The organism is Caldovatus aquaticus (assembly GCF_019458025.1).
GTDB classification, from domain to species: Bacteria; Pseudomonadota; Alphaproteobacteria; order Acetobacterales; family Acetobacteraceae; genus Caldovatus; species Caldovatus aquaticus.
Map to the genome: position 1 here is coordinate 36,610 of NZ_JAHZUY010000020.1, position 14,820 is coordinate 51,429.

17 protein-coding genes are annotated in these 14,820 nt (G+C 74.8%); 12 read left to right on the plus strand and 5 right to left on the minus strand.

Annotated features, from left to right (window positions below):
* Window positions 1-225: 225 nt before the first annotated feature.
* On the plus strand, window positions 226-1,299 hold the full coding sequence (locus K1J50_RS09520) for an LLM class flavin-dependent oxidoreductase (protein ID WP_220117479.1): 1,074 nt from the start codon (window positions 226-228) through the stop codon (window positions 1,297-1,299).
* A 43-nt stretch (window positions 1,300-1,342) separates the two neighbouring features.
* Here K1J50_RS09520 and trxC read toward each other — a convergent pair whose 3' ends face one another.
* Both trxC and K1J50_RS09530 read right to left on the minus strand, forming a co-directional pair.
* Window positions 1,343-1,822 carry a thioredoxin TrxC gene (trxC, locus tag K1J50_RS09525; protein WP_220117480.1) on the minus strand — a complete coding sequence of 160 codons (480 nt, stop codon included), beginning with the start codon at window positions 1,820-1,822 and terminating at the stop codon, window positions 1,343-1,345.
* An 11-nt stretch (window positions 1,823-1,833) separates the two neighbouring features.
* On the minus strand, window positions 1,834-2,721 hold the full coding sequence (locus K1J50_RS09530; protein ID WP_220117481.1) for an MBL fold metallo-hydrolase: 888 nt from the start codon (window positions 2,719-2,721) through the stop codon (window positions 1,834-1,836).
* An 83-nt stretch (window positions 2,722-2,804) separates the two neighbouring features.
* On the opposite strand from K1J50_RS09530, the gene K1J50_RS09535 reads away from it, so the two are divergent.
* The 5 genes from K1J50_RS09535 (at window position 2,805) to K1J50_RS09555 (ending at window position 6,860) form a co-directional block, all read left to right on the plus strand.
* A complete protein-coding gene (locus K1J50_RS09535) occupies window positions 2,805-3,140 on the plus strand; it encodes an ArsR/SmtB family transcription factor (RefSeq protein WP_220117482.1) in 336 nt (111 codons plus the stop codon).
* 36 nt (window positions 3,141-3,176) lie between these two features.
* Entirely contained in the window at window positions 3,177-3,710 is a 534-nt protein-coding gene (locus tag K1J50_RS09540) for a rhodanese family protein (protein WP_220117483.1), read from the plus strand.
* Between the two features lie 138 nt (window positions 3,711-3,848).
* Window positions 3,849-4,637: a sulfite exporter TauE/SafE family protein gene (locus K1J50_RS09545; protein ID WP_220117484.1), complete on the plus strand. Its 789-nt coding sequence runs from the start codon at window positions 3,849-3,851 to the stop codon at window positions 4,635-4,637.
* A 170-nt stretch (window positions 4,638-4,807) separates the two neighbouring features.
* Window positions 4,808-6,079, plus strand: coding sequence for an alpha-hydroxy acid oxidase (locus K1J50_RS09550; RefSeq protein ID WP_220117485.1), 1,272 nt, complete (start codon window positions 4,808-4,810; stop codon window positions 6,077-6,079).
* A gap of 7 nt (window positions 6,080-6,086) precedes the next feature.
* Entirely contained in the window at window positions 6,087-6,860 is a 774-nt protein-coding gene (locus K1J50_RS09555) for an SDR family NAD(P)-dependent oxidoreductase (RefSeq protein ID WP_220117486.1), read from the plus strand.
* Between the two features lie 67 nt (window positions 6,861-6,927).
* Here the strand turns inward: K1J50_RS09555 and K1J50_RS09560 are convergent, their stop codons facing one another.
* Complete coding sequence (locus tag K1J50_RS09560; protein WP_220117487.1) at window positions 6,928-7,329, minus strand: hypothetical protein; 402 nt, start codon at window positions 7,327-7,329, stop codon at window positions 6,928-6,930.
* The gene (locus K1J50_RS09565; protein WP_220117496.1) at window positions 7,326-8,192 is read right to left on the minus strand and encodes a glycosyltransferase family 2 protein; all 867 of its coding nucleotides are present in this window, start codon (window positions 8,190-8,192) and stop codon (window positions 7,326-7,328) included. Before K1J50_RS09565 ends, K1J50_RS09560 begins: the two co-directional genes overlap by 4 nt.
* 107 nt (window positions 8,193-8,299) lie before the next feature.
* Between K1J50_RS09565 and K1J50_RS09570 the strand changes: the two genes are divergently transcribed.
* Window positions 8,300-9,634 carry an NAD(P)/FAD-dependent oxidoreductase gene (locus K1J50_RS09570; protein WP_220117488.1) on the plus strand — a complete coding sequence of 445 codons (1,335 nt, stop codon included), beginning with the start codon at window positions 8,300-8,302 and terminating at the stop codon, window positions 9,632-9,634.
* Between the two features lie 179 nt (window positions 9,635-9,813).
* Complete coding sequence (locus K1J50_RS09575) at window positions 9,814-10,104, plus strand: hypothetical protein (RefSeq protein ID WP_220117489.1); 291 nt, start codon at window positions 9,814-9,816, stop codon at window positions 10,102-10,104.
* Between the two features lie 25 nt (window positions 10,105-10,129).
* Here the strand turns inward: K1J50_RS09575 and K1J50_RS09580 are convergent, their stop codons facing one another.
* The gene (locus tag K1J50_RS09580; RefSeq protein WP_220117490.1) at window positions 10,130-10,735 is read right to left on the minus strand and encodes a hypothetical protein; all 606 of its coding nucleotides are present in this window, start codon (window positions 10,733-10,735) and stop codon (window positions 10,130-10,132) included.
* Between the two features lie 242 nt (window positions 10,736-10,977).
* On the opposite strand from K1J50_RS09580, the gene K1J50_RS09585 reads away from it, so the two are divergent.
* From K1J50_RS09585 to K1J50_RS09595, 4 genes are all read left to right on the plus strand, one after another.
* Window positions 10,978-12,420 carry a cytochrome ubiquinol oxidase subunit I gene (locus K1J50_RS09585; protein ID WP_220117491.1) on the plus strand — a complete coding sequence of 481 codons (1,443 nt, stop codon included), beginning with the start codon at window positions 10,978-10,980 and terminating at the stop codon, window positions 12,418-12,420.
* Between the two features lie 26 nt (window positions 12,421-12,446).
* Window positions 12,447-13,514 (plus strand): cytochrome d ubiquinol oxidase subunit II, encoded by a 1,068-nt coding sequence (cydB, locus tag K1J50_RS09590; RefSeq protein WP_220117492.1) that lies wholly within the window; start codon window positions 12,447-12,449, stop codon window positions 13,512-13,514.
* Window positions 13,514-13,627 (plus strand): DUF2474 family protein, encoded by a 114-nt coding sequence (locus K1J50_RS19580; RefSeq protein ID WP_369413565.1) that lies wholly within the window; start codon window positions 13,514-13,516, stop codon window positions 13,625-13,627. The genes cydB and K1J50_RS19580 overlap by 1 nt, the downstream gene beginning before the upstream one ends.
* A 101-nt stretch (window positions 13,628-13,728) precedes the next feature.
* Complete coding sequence (locus K1J50_RS09595; protein WP_220117493.1) at window positions 13,729-14,697, plus strand: SMP-30/gluconolactonase/LRE family protein; 969 nt, start codon at window positions 13,729-13,731, stop codon at window positions 14,695-14,697.
* Window positions 14,698-14,820 lie beyond the last annotated feature (123 nt).

Genomic DNA, 14,820 nt, shown 5'->3' on the forward strand with positions numbered 1-14,820 from the left:
GGACCGGGGCAGGAAGCGCGCCCGGTGCCCTTCGGGGAGGCGAGCCCCGCTCCCGGCCGTGTCGGCCGTCCGCGACCCGCTCCGGGGCGCTCTCCGCCCGGCTGTGCGGGCGGCGACGGCTCCGGCGCGCCGGCTGGCGCGCGGTTCCCCGTTCGCGGGCGGTTCCCGCCCTCCCGCGATCCGCTCTAGGCTGGCGGCGGCGCAGCCTCGCGGAGGAAACGGTCCATGGAATTCGGCGTGCTGTTCACCTCGCACCCCAACCCGGCCGAGGAACCCTACCCGCACCGCGCGGTCCACGCCCGCACCACCGCCGAGATCGAGGAGGCGGAGCGGTTCGGCTACGACACCGCCTGGGTCGCCGAGCACCACTTCTCCACCCGCTACGGCATCCTGCCCGACTGCTTCGCCTACCTCGCCTATCTCGCCGCGCGCACCAGTCGCATCGGGCTCGGCGCGGCGGTGATCACGCTGCCGCTCAACGACCCGATCCGCACCGCGGAGAACGCCGCCTTCGTGGACATCCTCTCGAACGGGCGGATGCGGCTCGGCATCGGCTCCGGCTACCGGCCCTACGAGTTCGAGGGGCTGGGCAAGGACTTCGAGGCGCGGCGCGAGATGGTGGCCGAAGCCGTGCCGCTGCTGCGCGAGGCCTTCCTGCGCCGGCGCTGGAGCCATCAGGGCCGCTTCTACCGCGGCCGGGTGGAGGCGCCCTACGAGATGCTGCCGGTGCCGGTGCAGGAGCCGCACCCGCCGCTCTACATGGCCGGCGGCACGGAGCGCTCGATCGCCTATGCCGGCCGGCACGGCTTCGGGCTGATGCTCTCCACCCTGCCCGGCGCCGAGACGCTCGCGCGCCAGATCGCGATCTACCGCCAGGCGCTGGCGGAGGCGCCGGAGGACCTGCGCCGCAACCCGGCCGCCGGGCAGGTGGACATCGCCCGCTACGTCTATGTCGCCGAGACGGACGCCCAGGCGCGCGCGGACACGGAGGAGGCGATCATCCGCCACATCGCGCATTTCGGCGGCAGCGGCACGGCGGGCTATCTCGGCACGGTGTCGGAGAAGGGCCAGTCGCTGAACTACGACGACCTGCTCGCCACCACGCTGCTGCACGGCTCGGCGGAGACGGTGATCGCCAAGCTGCGCGCGCTGGAGGCGAAGACCGGCCTGACCAGCCTGCTGCTGCACTATCCGCCCTACTACGGCGCGGCGAAGATCCGCCGCAGCCTGCAGCTCTTCGCCGAGCGGGTGATGCCGGCGTTCCGGCCGCCGCGCGGCGCGGCCGCGGCCGCGCAGTGAGGAGGGCGGGCGCGCCGCGCCGGCGCGCCCTGCCGCGTCCGCCTCAGCCCGCGGGGCGCTCGCCCGCGGCGACTCCCGCCCTGGCGGCGGCGCTGCGGGCCCAGGCGATGATGCGACTGGCCGGCATCGCCCCGGCCTGGCGCGCCACCTCCTGCCCGCCGGCGAAGAGGACGAGGGTCGGAATGCTGCCGATGCCGAATTCGGCGGCGAGGCGCGGCGCCTCCTCGGTGTTGACCTTGACGAGGCGCAGGCGCGGCTCGAGCGCCCGCGCCGCCGCCTCGAACTCCGGCGCCATGGCGCGGCAGGGGCCGCACCAGGGGGCCCAGAAGTCCACCAGCAGGGGGAGGCCGCTGTGGCGCAGGTGGCGGCGGAAGCGCGCCTCGTCGTCGAGCGCCAGCGGCCGGCCCTCGAACAGCGGCGCGCGGCAGTGGCCGCAGCGCGGCCCCTCGCCGAGCCGCGCCTCGGGCACGCGGTTCAGGCCGTCGCAGCGGGGGCAGACCACCTGCAGGGTTCCGTTCGTCATGACGCGTCCCCTCAGCGCAGCGCGGCGGCCGCGCCGCCCTTGGCCTTCACCGGGATCCTCAGGTAGCGCACGCCGTTCTCCTCCGCCTCCGGGAAGCGCCCGGCGCGGATATTGACCTGGATCGAGGGCAGGAGCAGCAGCGGCGCGGCGAGGGTGCGGTCGCGCTCGGTGCGGAAGCGCACGAACTCCTCCTCGCTGATGCCGTCCCGGACGTGCGGGTTGTGGGCGCGCTGCTCGGCGACCGTGCTCTGCCAGGCGTAATGGTCGCGCCCCGGCGCCTTGTAGTCGTGGCACATCCAGAGCCTGGTCTCGGGCGGCAGCGAGAGCAGGCGGCGGATCGAGCGGTAAAGCGCGCGCGCGTCGCCGCCCGGGAAGTCGGCGCGCGCGGTGCCGTAGTCGTGCATGAACAGCGTGTCGCCGACGAACACGTCGCCGCCGATCCGGTAGGCGACGTCGGCCGGGGTGTGGCCGGGCACGTGCAGCACCTCGACCTCGAGCGCACCGAGCGGGAAGCGCTCGCCGTCGCGGAACAGGCGGTCGAAGTCGCCGCCCTCGGGCTTGAGGTCGCGGGCGTCGAAGACCGGGCGGAAGATGCGCTGCACCTCCTTGATGTGCTCGCCGATGCCGATCGGGGCGCCGGTCCTCGCCTTGATGTAGGGCGCGGCGGTCAGGTGATCGGCATGGGCGTGGGTCTCGAGCACCCAGCGCACCGCCACCCCCTCCTCGCGCGCGGTGGCGAGGATGCGGTCGGCGAAGGCGGTGTCGGCCTCGCCGGAGCGGTGGTCGTAGTCGAGCACCGGATCGACCACCGCGCCCTCCTTCGTGGCGGGGTCCCAGACCAGGTAGCTCACCGTGTTGGTCGGCTCGTCGAAGAAGGCGCGGATGACGGGCTGTGGCATGGTGTCCTCCGTTGCCCCGGGCGGGGGCTTGACGGCAATATAAGAGACATCTTATTTAGCGCAAGGTTATGGATAGGACGGGCATGGCGACGGCAACGGCAGCCCCGCGCGACCTCGCGGGGCTGGAGGAGAAGGCGGCGGAAGCGGCGCGGTTGCTCCGCCTGCTCGGCAACGAGAACCGCCTGCTGGTGCTCTGCCACCTCGCCGCCGAGGGCGAGATGAGCGTCGGCGCCCTGGCGGAGACGCTGCACCTCTCCCAGCCGGCGCTGTCGCAGCATCTCGCCCGGCTGCGCGAGGACGGGCTGGTCGCGACCCGCAAGGAGGCGCAGGCGGTGTTCTACCGCCTGGCCGATCCGCGCGTGGCGCGCCTGCTCGCCCTGCTGCGCGAGCTGTTCTGCCCGCCCGACGCCGCCTGCTGACCGACCCCGACCGCGAACCGAACGAGGATCCGAGCGATGCTGAAGACCATCTCCCCCGCCGAGGCCGCCCGCCTGCTGCGCGAGGAGGGCGCCACCCTGGTGGACGTGCGCGAGCCCGACGAGCACGCGCGCCAGCGCATCCCGGGCGCGCGCAACCTGCCGCTCTCCAAGCTCGAGGAGGCGGAGCTCGCCGTGCACCAGGGCAAGCCGGTGCTGTTCCACTGCCGCTCCGGCGCCCGCACCGAGGGCCATGCCGAGCGCCTCGCCGCGAAGGCCGGGCCGGAGTGCGAGGCCTACATCGTCGAGGGCGGGCTCGAGGCCTGGAAGAAGGCCGGGCTGCCGGTGGCCGAGGATCGCCGCCAGCCGCTCGAGGTGATGCGCCAGGTGCAGATCGTGGCGGGCACGCTGGTGCTGCTCGGCGTCGTGCTCGGGGCGCTGGTCTCGCCCTGGTTCTACGCCCTCTCCGCCTTCGTCGGCGCCGGGCTGGTGCAGGCCGGCGTGACCGGCGCCTGCCCGATGGCGGCACTGCTGCGGCGGATGCCGTGGAACCGGCGCTTCGCGGCGGCCTGAGCCTGAGCGCGGCGGCCGCGGCCGCCGCCCCCCGCCGCGCGCGGAGCCGCGCCCGTAGCGCCCGCCGCGGGCCTTCCCCTCCCTCCTCCATCCGCCGCCGCGCCGGCCGCGCGGCGGCGGCCGAGGGCACGCCATTCCATGCCCACCCTCACCTTCCTGCAGACCCTGCTCGGCGGCGCCTCGGGCTCGCTGGTCGGGTTCTCGCTCGGCCTCGTCGGCGGCGGCGGCTCGATCCTCGCCGTGCCGCTGCTGGTCTATCTGGTCGGCGTGCCGGCGCCGCATCTCGCCATCGGCACCTCGGCCGTCGCGGTCGCCGCCAATGCCGCGCTCGGCCTCGCCGGGCACGCGCGCGCCGGCACCGTGCGCTGGCCGTGCGCCTCGGTCTTCGCCGCGGCCGGCGTGGTCGGCGCCTTCCTCGGCTCGGCGCTCGGGCGGCGGGTGGACGGGCAGGCGCTGCTCGCCGCCTTCGCCGTGCTGATGCTCGTGGTCGCGTTCCTGATGCTGCGCCGGCGCGAGGCGGGCGCGGAGCGCCAGGTGCGCCTGAGCCGCGCCAACGCCCCGGCGCTGCTCGGCACCGGCCTCGCGGTCGGCGCGCTCTCCGGCTTCTTCGGCATCGGCGGCGGGTTCCTCATCGTCCCCGGCCTCGTCCTCGCCACCGGGATGCCGATGCTGCAGGCGATCGGCACCTCGCTGGTCGCGGTCGCCGCCTTCGGCGCTACCACCGCCGCCACCTACGCCGCGGCGGGTCTCGTGGACTGGACCCTGGCGGCGGTGTTCGTCGCCGGGGGCCTCCTCGGCAGCCAGCTCGGGGCGCGCGCGGCGTGCGGCCTCGCGCAGCGGCGCGGCGCGCTGACCCGGCTGTTCGCCGGGCTGATCGTCCTGGTCGCGGCCTACATGCTGGCGCGCAGCCTCGGCCTGGGCGGCTGAGCCCGGGGCGCGGAAAGCGGGGCCGCCGGCGCGCGGGCCGCGATCTCCTCCGCGCAGCCCGGACCTGCGCCGGCGCCCCTTGGCGAGGGGCGCCGGCGCGGGCAGGGTGGCGCCGCGCCCGCTGCCGCCCCGCGGCGGCCCGGCGCGACACGGAGGGGGAACGACGCCCGATGAGCGCGAGCAGCGGAACCATCCCCGCCCGCAGCGGCGAGGCCGGCGCGGCCACCCCGCCGCGCCCGGCCCTGGCCGCCGCCCGGCCGAAACCGGCCGTCCCGCGCCCGCTGCGCCGCTACCTGGCGCTGCAGGACTTCGAGGCGGCGGCGCGGCGGCACCTGCCGCGCATGCTGCACGGCTTCGTCGCCGGCGGCGTGGAGACCGACTGGTCGCTGCGCGACAACCGCGCCGTCTTCGGCGAATGGGCCTTCCTACCCCGCGTGCTGGTGGACACCTCCGGCCGCACGACCGCCGCGACGCTGTTCGGGCGCGACTACGCCGCTCCCTTCGGCATCGCGCCGATGGGCGCCTCCGCCCTGATCGCCTATCGCGGCGACCTGGTGCTGGCGCGCGCCGCGACCGCGGCCAACATCCCGATGATCATGAGCGCCTCCTCGCTGATCCCGCTCGAGGAGGTGAGGCGCGCGGCCGCCAACGCCTGGTACCAGGCCTACCTGCCCGGCGAGAACGCGCGCATCGAGCCGCTGGTGGACCGCGTCGCGGCGGCCGGCTTCGACACCTTCGTCCTCACCGCGGACGTGCCGGTCTCCGCCAACCGCGAGAACAACATCCGCAACGGCTACTCCATCCCGCTCCAGCCCAGCCTCCGGCTCGCCTGGGAAGGGATCACGCATCCCCGCTGGCTGCTCGGCACCCTGCTGCGCACCATCGTCCGGCACGGCATGCCGCATTTCGAGAACATGGACGCCGGCCGCGGCCCGCCGATCGTCTCGCGCACGCTGATGCGCGCCTTCGGCGAGCGCGACCGGCTGAGCTGGAAGCACCTCGAGCTGATCCGCCGGCGCTGGCCGGGCCGGCTCGTGGTCAAGGGCGTGCTCGCCGCGGAGGATGCGAAGATCGCGCGCGAGAGCGGCTGCGACGGCGTGATCGTCTCCAACCACGGCGGGCGGCAGCTCGACGGCGCCATCGCGCCCCTGCGCGTGCTGCCGGAGGTGGCGGCCGCGGCGGGCGGGATGACGGTGATGCTCGACAGCGGCGTCCGCCGCGGCACCGACGTGCTGAAGGCGCTGGCGCTCGGGGCGCGGTTCGTCTTCGTCGGCCGGCCCTTCCTCTGCGCCGCGGCGCTCGCCGGCGAGGCGGGGGTGGCGCATGCGATCCGCCTGCTCGCCGAGGAGGTGAACCGCGACATGGCGCTGCTCGGCATCACCCGGCTGGACCAGCTGGGGCCGGGGCTGCTGCGCCGCGTGCGCGGCGCGGGCGGGGGCTGAGCGCGTCATGGGCGGCTCGCCCTTCGACCTCTCCGGCAAGGTGGCGCTCGTCACCGGCGGCAACGGCGGCATCGGCCTCGGCATGGCGCGGGCGCTGGCGGAAGCGGGCGCCGACGTCGCGATCTGGGGTACGAACGCGGCGAAGAACGCGGCGGCGCGCGCCGACCTCGCCCGCACGGGGCGGCGCGTGGTCGCGCTCGAGTGCGACGTGGGCGAGGAGGCGGCGGTGGAGGCCGCCTTCGCCGAGACGCTGCGCGCGCTCGGCCGGGTGGATGCCTGCTTCGCCAACGCCGGCACCTATGGCGGCCGCCGCACCTCCTTCGCCGAGATGCCGGCCGCGGAGTGGCGGCGGGTGATGCGGGTCAATCTCGACGGCGCCTTCTTCACCCTGCGCGCCGCGGCGCGGCACATGGTGGCGCGCGGCGGCGGCGGATCGCTGGTCGCCACCGCCTCGCTCGCCGCCATCGAGGGCGCGCCGCGCAACGAGCACTACGCCGCCACCAAGGGCGGGGTGATCGCGATGATCCGCGGCCTCGCGGTGGAGCTCGCGCGGCACGGCATCCGCGCCAACGCCCTCCTGCCGGGCTGGATCGAGACGGAGATGACCGCGGGCGCCATCGCCGACCCCAGGTTCGCCGCCGCCGTGCTGCCGCGCATCCCGATGCGGCGCTGGGGCACGGGCGCCGATTTCGGCGGCATCGCCGTCTATCTCGCGAGCGACGCCTCCGCTTACCACACCGGCGACAGCTTCGTCATCGACGGCGGCTATTCGCTGTTCTGAGGAAGGGGGCGGCGGCCGCGCGGCCGGCCCTCCGGCCTCGCCCGGTCCCCGCCCCCGCCCGGCGCGCTCAGACCGGCGGCTGCGCCACGATGTCGTTGGCGAGCAGGCGCACCCAGCTGTTGTAGTTCCGGTGGATGCTGGTGCCGTCGTAGAGCAGGTTGCGGCTGTCCGCGTAGCGGATCGAGAAGCGCTGCGTGTCGTAGGGGATGTCCACCACCGCGACGTGGTCGCGCAGGTAGAGCCTGGCGCGGATCAGGCCCGGCCGGATCTCCTCCACCTGCCAGCCGCGGCCCGCGCCGGCGCGGCGGATCTGGTTGGCCCGCTGGGCCAGGGTGCCGGGGCCGATGAACTCGCGGTTCTCAACGTTCTCGAGCGGCTGGGTGCGGGTGCAGGCGGCGAGCCCCGCGGCACCTCCGCCGAGGCCGGCGAGGGCGGTCATGGTCCGGAGCAGCTGGCGGCGTCTCGTCATCGCGTTCCTGGGTCTCCTTCCCCTTCCTGGCCGGGGCCGCGGCAGCGCCGGAGCCGTTCCCGCCGCGCCTCGGCGAGGCTGCGCAAGAGGCCGGCCGGGTACAACCCGCGGGCCAGCAACTTGCCCGCCACCATCATCACGATCCGCGCGATGTCCGCAACGGGTCGGAAATGGCTTCGCCGCCGCAGCAGCGCCGGGTCGTAGAGGGCGGGCACGTCCACCGCCACGACCCGGCAGCCGGCGCGTGCCGCGTCGATCAGGATCGCGCTCTCGAAGGCGAAGCGCCGCCCGGCCCGCCGGGCGTAGCGGTCGAGGCCGGCGAGCGCCGCAGCCGGATAGACCCGAAAGCCGCACTGGCTGTCGGCGATCGCCTGCCCTGCCGCCCAGGAGATCCAGAAATCCGCCACCCGGTTGGCGCGGCGGCGCGCCGGCGGCTGCCCGCCCGCGCGCGCCGCCGCCCGGCGCGAGCCGATCACCAGGCAGCCCGGCCGGGCCTGCGCCACGGCGACCAGGCGGGGCAGGTCCTCCGGCCGGTGCTGGCCGTCGGCATCGAGGGTGGCGACCAGTCCGGCGCCGAGCGCCAGCGCGCGCGCCATGCCGAGGCGCAGCGCCGCGCCCTTGCCCTGGTTGGGCGCGAGGCGCAGCACCTCGCTCGCGCCCGCCGCCTCCGCCAGCGCCGCGGTGCCGTCGCACGAGCCGTCGTCCACGACGATGACCGGCACCCCGGGCAGGGCGGCGCGGGCGCGGCGCACGATGTCGCCGATCGTCGCCGCCTCCTGGTAGGCGGGGATGACGACCGCGACGCGCGCCGCCGTCGCGGCGAGGGGCGCCGCGTGCGGCGTATGGGCAGGGGGGGCGTCTATGGTATTGCCTCGGGCATCGGATTCGGGGGCCGGGGGCCCGCCCGGCGCGTCGCGCGCGCTGGCGCCCCGAGGCTAGCCCGGATCCTCGCCCGCAGAACAGGCCCGCGATGGCGCTTTCGCCCGACGACCGCTCCCGTCCCGACGCCGGCCCGGCGGCGGAGGAAACCTGCGACGTGCTGGTGATCGGCGGCGGGCCCGCGGGCTCGACCGCGGCGACGATCCTCGCCGAGCGCGGGCGCAAGGTGGTGCTGCTCGAGAAGGACCGCCATCCCCGCTTCCACATCGGCGAGTCGCTGCTGCCGCTCAACCTCCGCCTGTTCGACCGCCTCGGCGTGCGCGAGCGGGTGGCGGCGATCGGCGTCCACAAGCCCGGGGCGCGCTTCGTCTCCGACCGGCACGGCGGCAAGCATGTGGAGTTCGCCTTCGCCAACGGGCCCAATCCGGACTACACCTACGCCTACCAGGTCCGCCGCAGCGAGTTCGACGCGCTGCTGTTCCGGCGCGCGCGCGAGGCCGGCGCGCTGGCCGAGGAGGGGGTGCGGGTGCTGGACGTGGCCCTCGACGCGCGCGCCGGCCACCTGGTGGTGGCGCGCGACGCCGCGGGGCGCGAGCGGCGCTGGCGGGCGCGCTTCCTGGTGGACGCCTCCGGCCGCGACACCTTCCTCGCCACGCGGCTGCAGAGCAAGCGGCGCTACCCGCACCACCACTCCGCCGCGCTCTACGGCCATTTCCGCGGCGTCGCGCCCTACGGCGACGCGCCGGAGGAGGACGGCAACATCACCATCCACCTCTTCGACGAGGGCTGGATCTGGATGATCCCGCTGCCCGAGGGGGTGATGAGCGTCGGCGTCGTCAGCACGCCGGAGTTCTTCAAGCGCCGCAGGGGGAGCTTCGAGGACCACCTGCGGGCGACGCTCGCCGGCATCCCCTCGGTCGCGCGGCGCATGGCGCGGGCGGAGCTGATCTCGCCCGTCACCGCGACGGGGAACTACTCCTACCGCTCGCGGGTGATGCGCGGCGAGGGCTGGCTGATGGTGGGCGACGCCTACGCCTTCATCGATCCGGTCTTCTCCTCCGGCGTGCTGCTGGCGATGGCGAGCGCGGAGATGGGGGCGGAGGCGGCGGACGCCTGGCTCGACGACCCGGCGCGGGCGGCGCCGCTGCTGCGCGCCTTCGAGCGCAAGGTGGACCGGGCGATCCGCACCTTCGCCTGGCTGATCTTCCGCTTCCACACGCCGGTGATGCGCGACATGTTCATGGAGCCGCGCAACCGCTTCCGCATGCGCGAGGGGCTGATCGGCCTGCTCGCCGGCAACGTGCACGCCAACGCCAACCGGCAGCTCCCGGTGCTCGCCTTCAAGGCCAGCTACTATGCCCTGAGCCTGCTCTACCGCCTGGGATACCGCTACCGGAGCGGCGGCCTGGTGCGCGAGGCGGGCTGACGGCGCCGGGCTGGATTCGCCGTCGCGGGCGACTTATAAGAAGGCCATGGCTCCGCTTCGGACATTCGTCGGCACGCGAATTACCAGCCCGGCCGCCTAGGCGCCCGGCGCGGGGCGCCGCGCGGCGGCCGGGTCGCTGCCCCGCCGGTTCGTCCCTTCCGAAAGTCCGGAGCTTCCCGATGTCGGTCCCGTCCGATCCCGCCGCGCCGGTCGCGGCCCGTTTCCTGGTCCTCGCCGACGCCTCGCCGGGCCTGCTCTCCCGGCTGCTGCAGCCCTTCGCGAAGCGCGACCTCACGCCCGATGCGATGCGCGCGGCGCGGCAGGGGGAGGTGATGCGCGCCGAGATCGCGCTGCACGCGGTCGCGGCGGGCTACGTGCCCCTGATCGCGGGCAATCTCGGCCAGGTGGTCGGGGTGCGCGGGGTGCAGACGCTGCTCTCCGAGGCGGAGGAGGACCGCCTGGCGGCCTGAGCCGCGCCGTCCGCCCCGCCGTGCCTCACCGCCCGGCGGCCGAGGGGGCGTAGCCGGGGTGGCCGTTGATGGCGGCGATCAGCTCGCGCACCTGGTCGCGCCGCACGCGCTGGCGCAGGGTCGTGTGCAGGGCGAGGCGCGCGACGACGGCGTTGGCGGCGCCGTGGATCGCCGCTGCCGCCGGCGCCCGCACCGTGCGGGCGAGGCCGCCGGCGCGGAACCACACCGTCTCGCCGAGATAGGCCGCCGCCTCGTCGAGTTCGCTGGGCGGCCGCTCGCCGGCGAGGTCGAAGGCGGCGTGCACGGCTTCGTGCACGCTCTGCGAGCGCCAGTTGTCGTCCGGCTCGAACTCGGAGGAGGCGAGGGTGAAGCGCCGGTTGGCGCCGAGCGTGTAGGCGGCGGCGAAATTCGGGCCGGTGCCGGCGACCTCGACGCCGATCCGCCCCTCGCCGACCGCGCTGGCGACGCCGCGCAGCCGCTCGGCGGTGACGGCGAAGCCTTCGAGCGAGAAGTCGATGGCCGCGATGCGGCGCCGCGGATACGCCTCCTCCGGGTCCAGCGTCTGCATGATGCGCCAGCGCAGGATCATGCGCGGCACGTTGGGGGAGATGCAAACCCAGGGGAGCGCCATGGCCGGGCCTCCTGCGCGCCGCGCCGGCGACGCGGCCGCGCGGCGGAGAGGGTAGCGGCCCCGCCCCCGGCGCCGCCAGGCACGAGCGCGCGCGGCCGTGCCGGCCGGGCACGGGCGGGAGTGCGCCCGCCTCCTCCCGCGTTTTTGTGCGATGCAGCACGCGCGGTGGGGGCGCCGCCCTTCCGATTCCCCGCCTGCCGCCCCAGATCGGGAGGGCACGCCGACCGCCCGCGGGATGCCCCATGCCACCGGACACGCTCCTCGAGGCCCTGCCGAGCGCGCTCGACCTGGCGCGCTTCCAGTTCGCCTTCACCGTCGTCTGGCACTTCCTGTTCCCCGCCTTCACCATCGGCCTCGCGAGCTATCTCGCCGTGCTCGAGGGCTTGTGGCTGTGGACCGGGCGCGAGCTGTATCTCGACCTCTGGCGCTACTGGGTGAAGGTGTTCGCCGTCGCCTTCGCGATGGGCGTGGTCTCGGGCATCGTCCTGTCCTACCAGTTCGGCACCAACTGGTCGGTGTTCGCCGACCGCACCGGGCCTCTGCTCGGGCCGCTGCTCGGCTACGAGGTGCTGACCGCCTTCTTCCTCGAGGCCGGGTTCCTCGGCGTGATGCTGTTCGGGCTGAACCGGGTGGGGCGGGGGCTCCACTTCCTCGCCACCTGCCTGGTCGCGGTCGGGACGCTGATCTCCGCCTTCTGGATCCTCTCCGCCAATTCCTGGATGCAGACCCCGGCCGGCCATGCGCTGGGGCCGGACGGACGGTTCGTGCCGGAGGACTGGTGGGCGGTGATCTTCAACCCCTCGTTCCCCTACCGCTTCCTGCACACCGTCACCGCCGCCTACCTGACGACGGCGCTGATCGTCGGCGCCGCCGGCGCCTTCCACCTGCTGAAGGACGCCGCCAACGTCCGCGCCCGGGTGATGTTCTCGATGGCGATGTGGATGGCGCTGTTCGTCGCCCCGGCGCAGCTCGTGATCGGCGACCTGCACGGGCTCAACACGCTCGCGCACCAGCCGCAGAAGGTCGCGGCCATGGAGGGGCACTGGGAGACGCGGCGGCGGGCGCCGCTGGTCCTGTTCGCCCTGCCCGACCAGGAGCGCGAGACGAACCGGCTCGAGCTCGGCATCCCCGGCCTCGGCAGCCTGATCCTCGGCCACAGCGTCGAGGCCGAGATCCGCGGCCTGAAGGCCTTCCCGCGCGAGGAGCGGCCGACCAACGTGCCGCTCGTCTTCTGGTCCTTCCGCGTGATGGTCGGGCTCGGGCTGCTGATGATCGCGCTCGGCCTCGCCTCGGCCTGGCTGCGCTGGCGCGGGCGGCTCTACACCACGCCCTGGTTCCTGCGCTGGGCGGTGGCGATGGGGGCGTCGGGGCTGATCGCCGTGACCGCCGGCTGGATCGTCACCGAGGCCGGGCGCCAGCCCTACACGGTCTATGGCCTGCTGCGCACCGCCGACAGCGTCTCGCCGGTCGCGGCGCCGGCGGTCGCGGCCTCGCTCGCGCTGTTCGTGGCGGTCTATCTGCTGGTCTTCGGCGCCGGGATCTGGGTGATCCTGCGGCTGATGTCGCGGCCGCCGCTGCCGCATGAGCCCGCGGTGCCGGTCGGCGAGCCGATCCGCACCGCCGGCATCACGCCGGCGCCGGCGGTGGAGGCGGGCCGCGCCGCGCTGCGGCCCGCCGGGCCGTAGGGCGCCGCGGAGGGGGGAGAGGGGCCATGCCCGCCTGGCTCGACCTGACGGTGGTCTGGGCGCTGCTGCTCGCCACGGCGGTGTTCCTCTACGTCGTGCTGGACGGCTTCGACCTCGGGGTCGGCATCCTGTTCGCCGGCATACGCGGCCGGGCCGAGCGCGACGTCGCGGTCAACTCGGTGGCGCCGGTGTGGGACGGCAACGAGACCTGGCTGATCCTGGGCGGCGTCGGGCTGATGCCGGTCTTCCCCGCCGCCTACGCGACGATCCTGCCGGCGCTCTACATGCCGCTGATCGTGATGCTGCTCGCGCTCGTCTTCCGCGGCGTGGCGTTCGAGATGCGCTTCAAGGCGGAGAGCGAGGAGGCGCGGCGGTGGTGGGACCGCGGCTTCTGGTGGGGCAGCACGGTCGCGGCCTTCTGCCAGGGCGTCGCGCTCGGCGCCTACGTGCAGGGGATCGCGGTGGAGGAGGGGGCCTATGCGGGCGGCTGGTGGGACTGGCTGACGCCCTTCTCCGTGCTGGTCGGCGTGGCGCTGGTGGCGGGCTACGGGCTGCTCGGGGCGTGCTGGCTGGTGCTCAAGACCGAGGGCGCGACGCAGGCGCACGCGCTGCGCCTCGCCTGGCCGCTGGCGGTGGCGACGGTCGGGTTCATCGCGCTGGTCAGCCTCGTCATGCCGTTCCTGCAGCCCGCCTTCCGCGCGCGCTGGTTCGACTTCCCGGCGATCCTGCTGGCGGCGCCGGTGCCGCTGCTGGTCGCTGCCCTCGCCTGGGTGCTGCTCCGCAGCCTCGCCGCCGTGGCGCGCGCCGCGGCCGAGCGCCCGCCGGCGGCGCCGCGCCAGGTGATCTGGAGCGACGGCGTGCCGTTCCTCGCCGCGCTCGGCCTGTTCCTGCTGAGCTACATCGGGCTCGGCATCTCGCTCTGGCCGCTGATCGTGCCGCCGGAGATCACGATCTGGGAGGCGGCGGCGCCGCGCTCGACCCAGGTCTTCCTGCTGGTCGGGGCGGCGGTGCTGATCCCGATCGTCCTCGCCTACAACGCCTACGCCTACTGGCTGTTCCGCGGCAAGGTGCAGGAGGGGGCGGGCTATCACTGATGCGCGGCGCGGCGCGGCGGCTCTTCTGGTTCGTGCTGCTCTGGGCCGCGGGGGTGGCGGCGGCGGGCCTGGTCGCGCTGCTGCTGCGCGCGGCGCTGGGCGGGGGCCGCTGAGTCGCGGCGCGCGGCGCCGGACCGGAGGGGAAGGGCTGGCGCTGCGGGCGCGGGACCGGCAGGATCGCGGCCCGCACCGCACGCCTTCGGGGGAGACGCCGATGCCCGACACCGCTTCCGCCGCGCCGCGCTGGCAGCCGAGCGAGCGCTACCCGGACCCTGCCATCGTCGCGCTCGATCCGTCCTTCCGGAAGTACCACCTGCCGCTCAGCGCGGTGGAGCGGCTCTTCCACGGCACGCGCTGGGGCGAGGGGCCGGTCTGGATCGGCGACCTGCGCTGCCTGCTGTGGTCCGACATCCCCAACAACCGCGTGCTGAAGTGGGAGGAGGAGACCGGCGCGGTCAGCGTCTGGCGCCGCCCCTCCAACAACGCCAACGGCCACACCCGCGACCGCGAGGGGCGGATCGTCGCCTGCGAGCACCTCGGCCGCCGCGTCGTGCGCTTCGAGCACGACGGGGCGATCACCGTGCTCGCCGACCGCTACCAGGGCCGGCGGCTGAACAGCCCGAACGACGTCGTGGTGAAGTCCGACGGCTCGGTCTGGTTCACCGACCCGCCCTTCGGCCTGCTCGGCTTCTACGAGGGCGAGAAGGCCGAGCCCGAGCTGCCGCACACCAACGTCTATCGCATCGACGGCCGGACGGGCGAGATCGCGCTGGTCGCCGACGACATCAACCACCCGAACGGGCTCGCCTTCTCGCCGGACGAGAGGATCCTCTACATCGTCGAGAGCCGGAGCGAGCCGCGCAACATCCTCGCCTACGACGTCGGGCCGGACGGGCGGACCCTGCGCAACCGCCGGGTGTTCTACGCCTGCAGGCCGGGCGAGACGCCGGACGGCCTGCGGGTGGACGTGGACGGCAACCTCTGGTGCGGCTGGGGGATGACGCCGGAAGACGACGGGGTGCGGGTGATCAGCCCGGCCGGGGTGGCGATCGGGCACATCCACCTGCCGGAGCGCTGCGCCAACGTCTGCTTCGGCGGGCGCCACCGCAACCGGCTGTTCATGGCGGCGGCGCAGTCGCTCTACGCGCTCTACGTGAACACGCAGGGGGTGCGGGGCGGCTAGGGTCTGTTAGAGCTTGAATGCTATGCCCATGTTGTGGGGATGGCGGAGAAGAGCGGCGGCGTTCAGGTGTTCACGGATGCGGCCTGGGCGGAATGGGAGCCGCTGATCGAGGCGACACGGCCG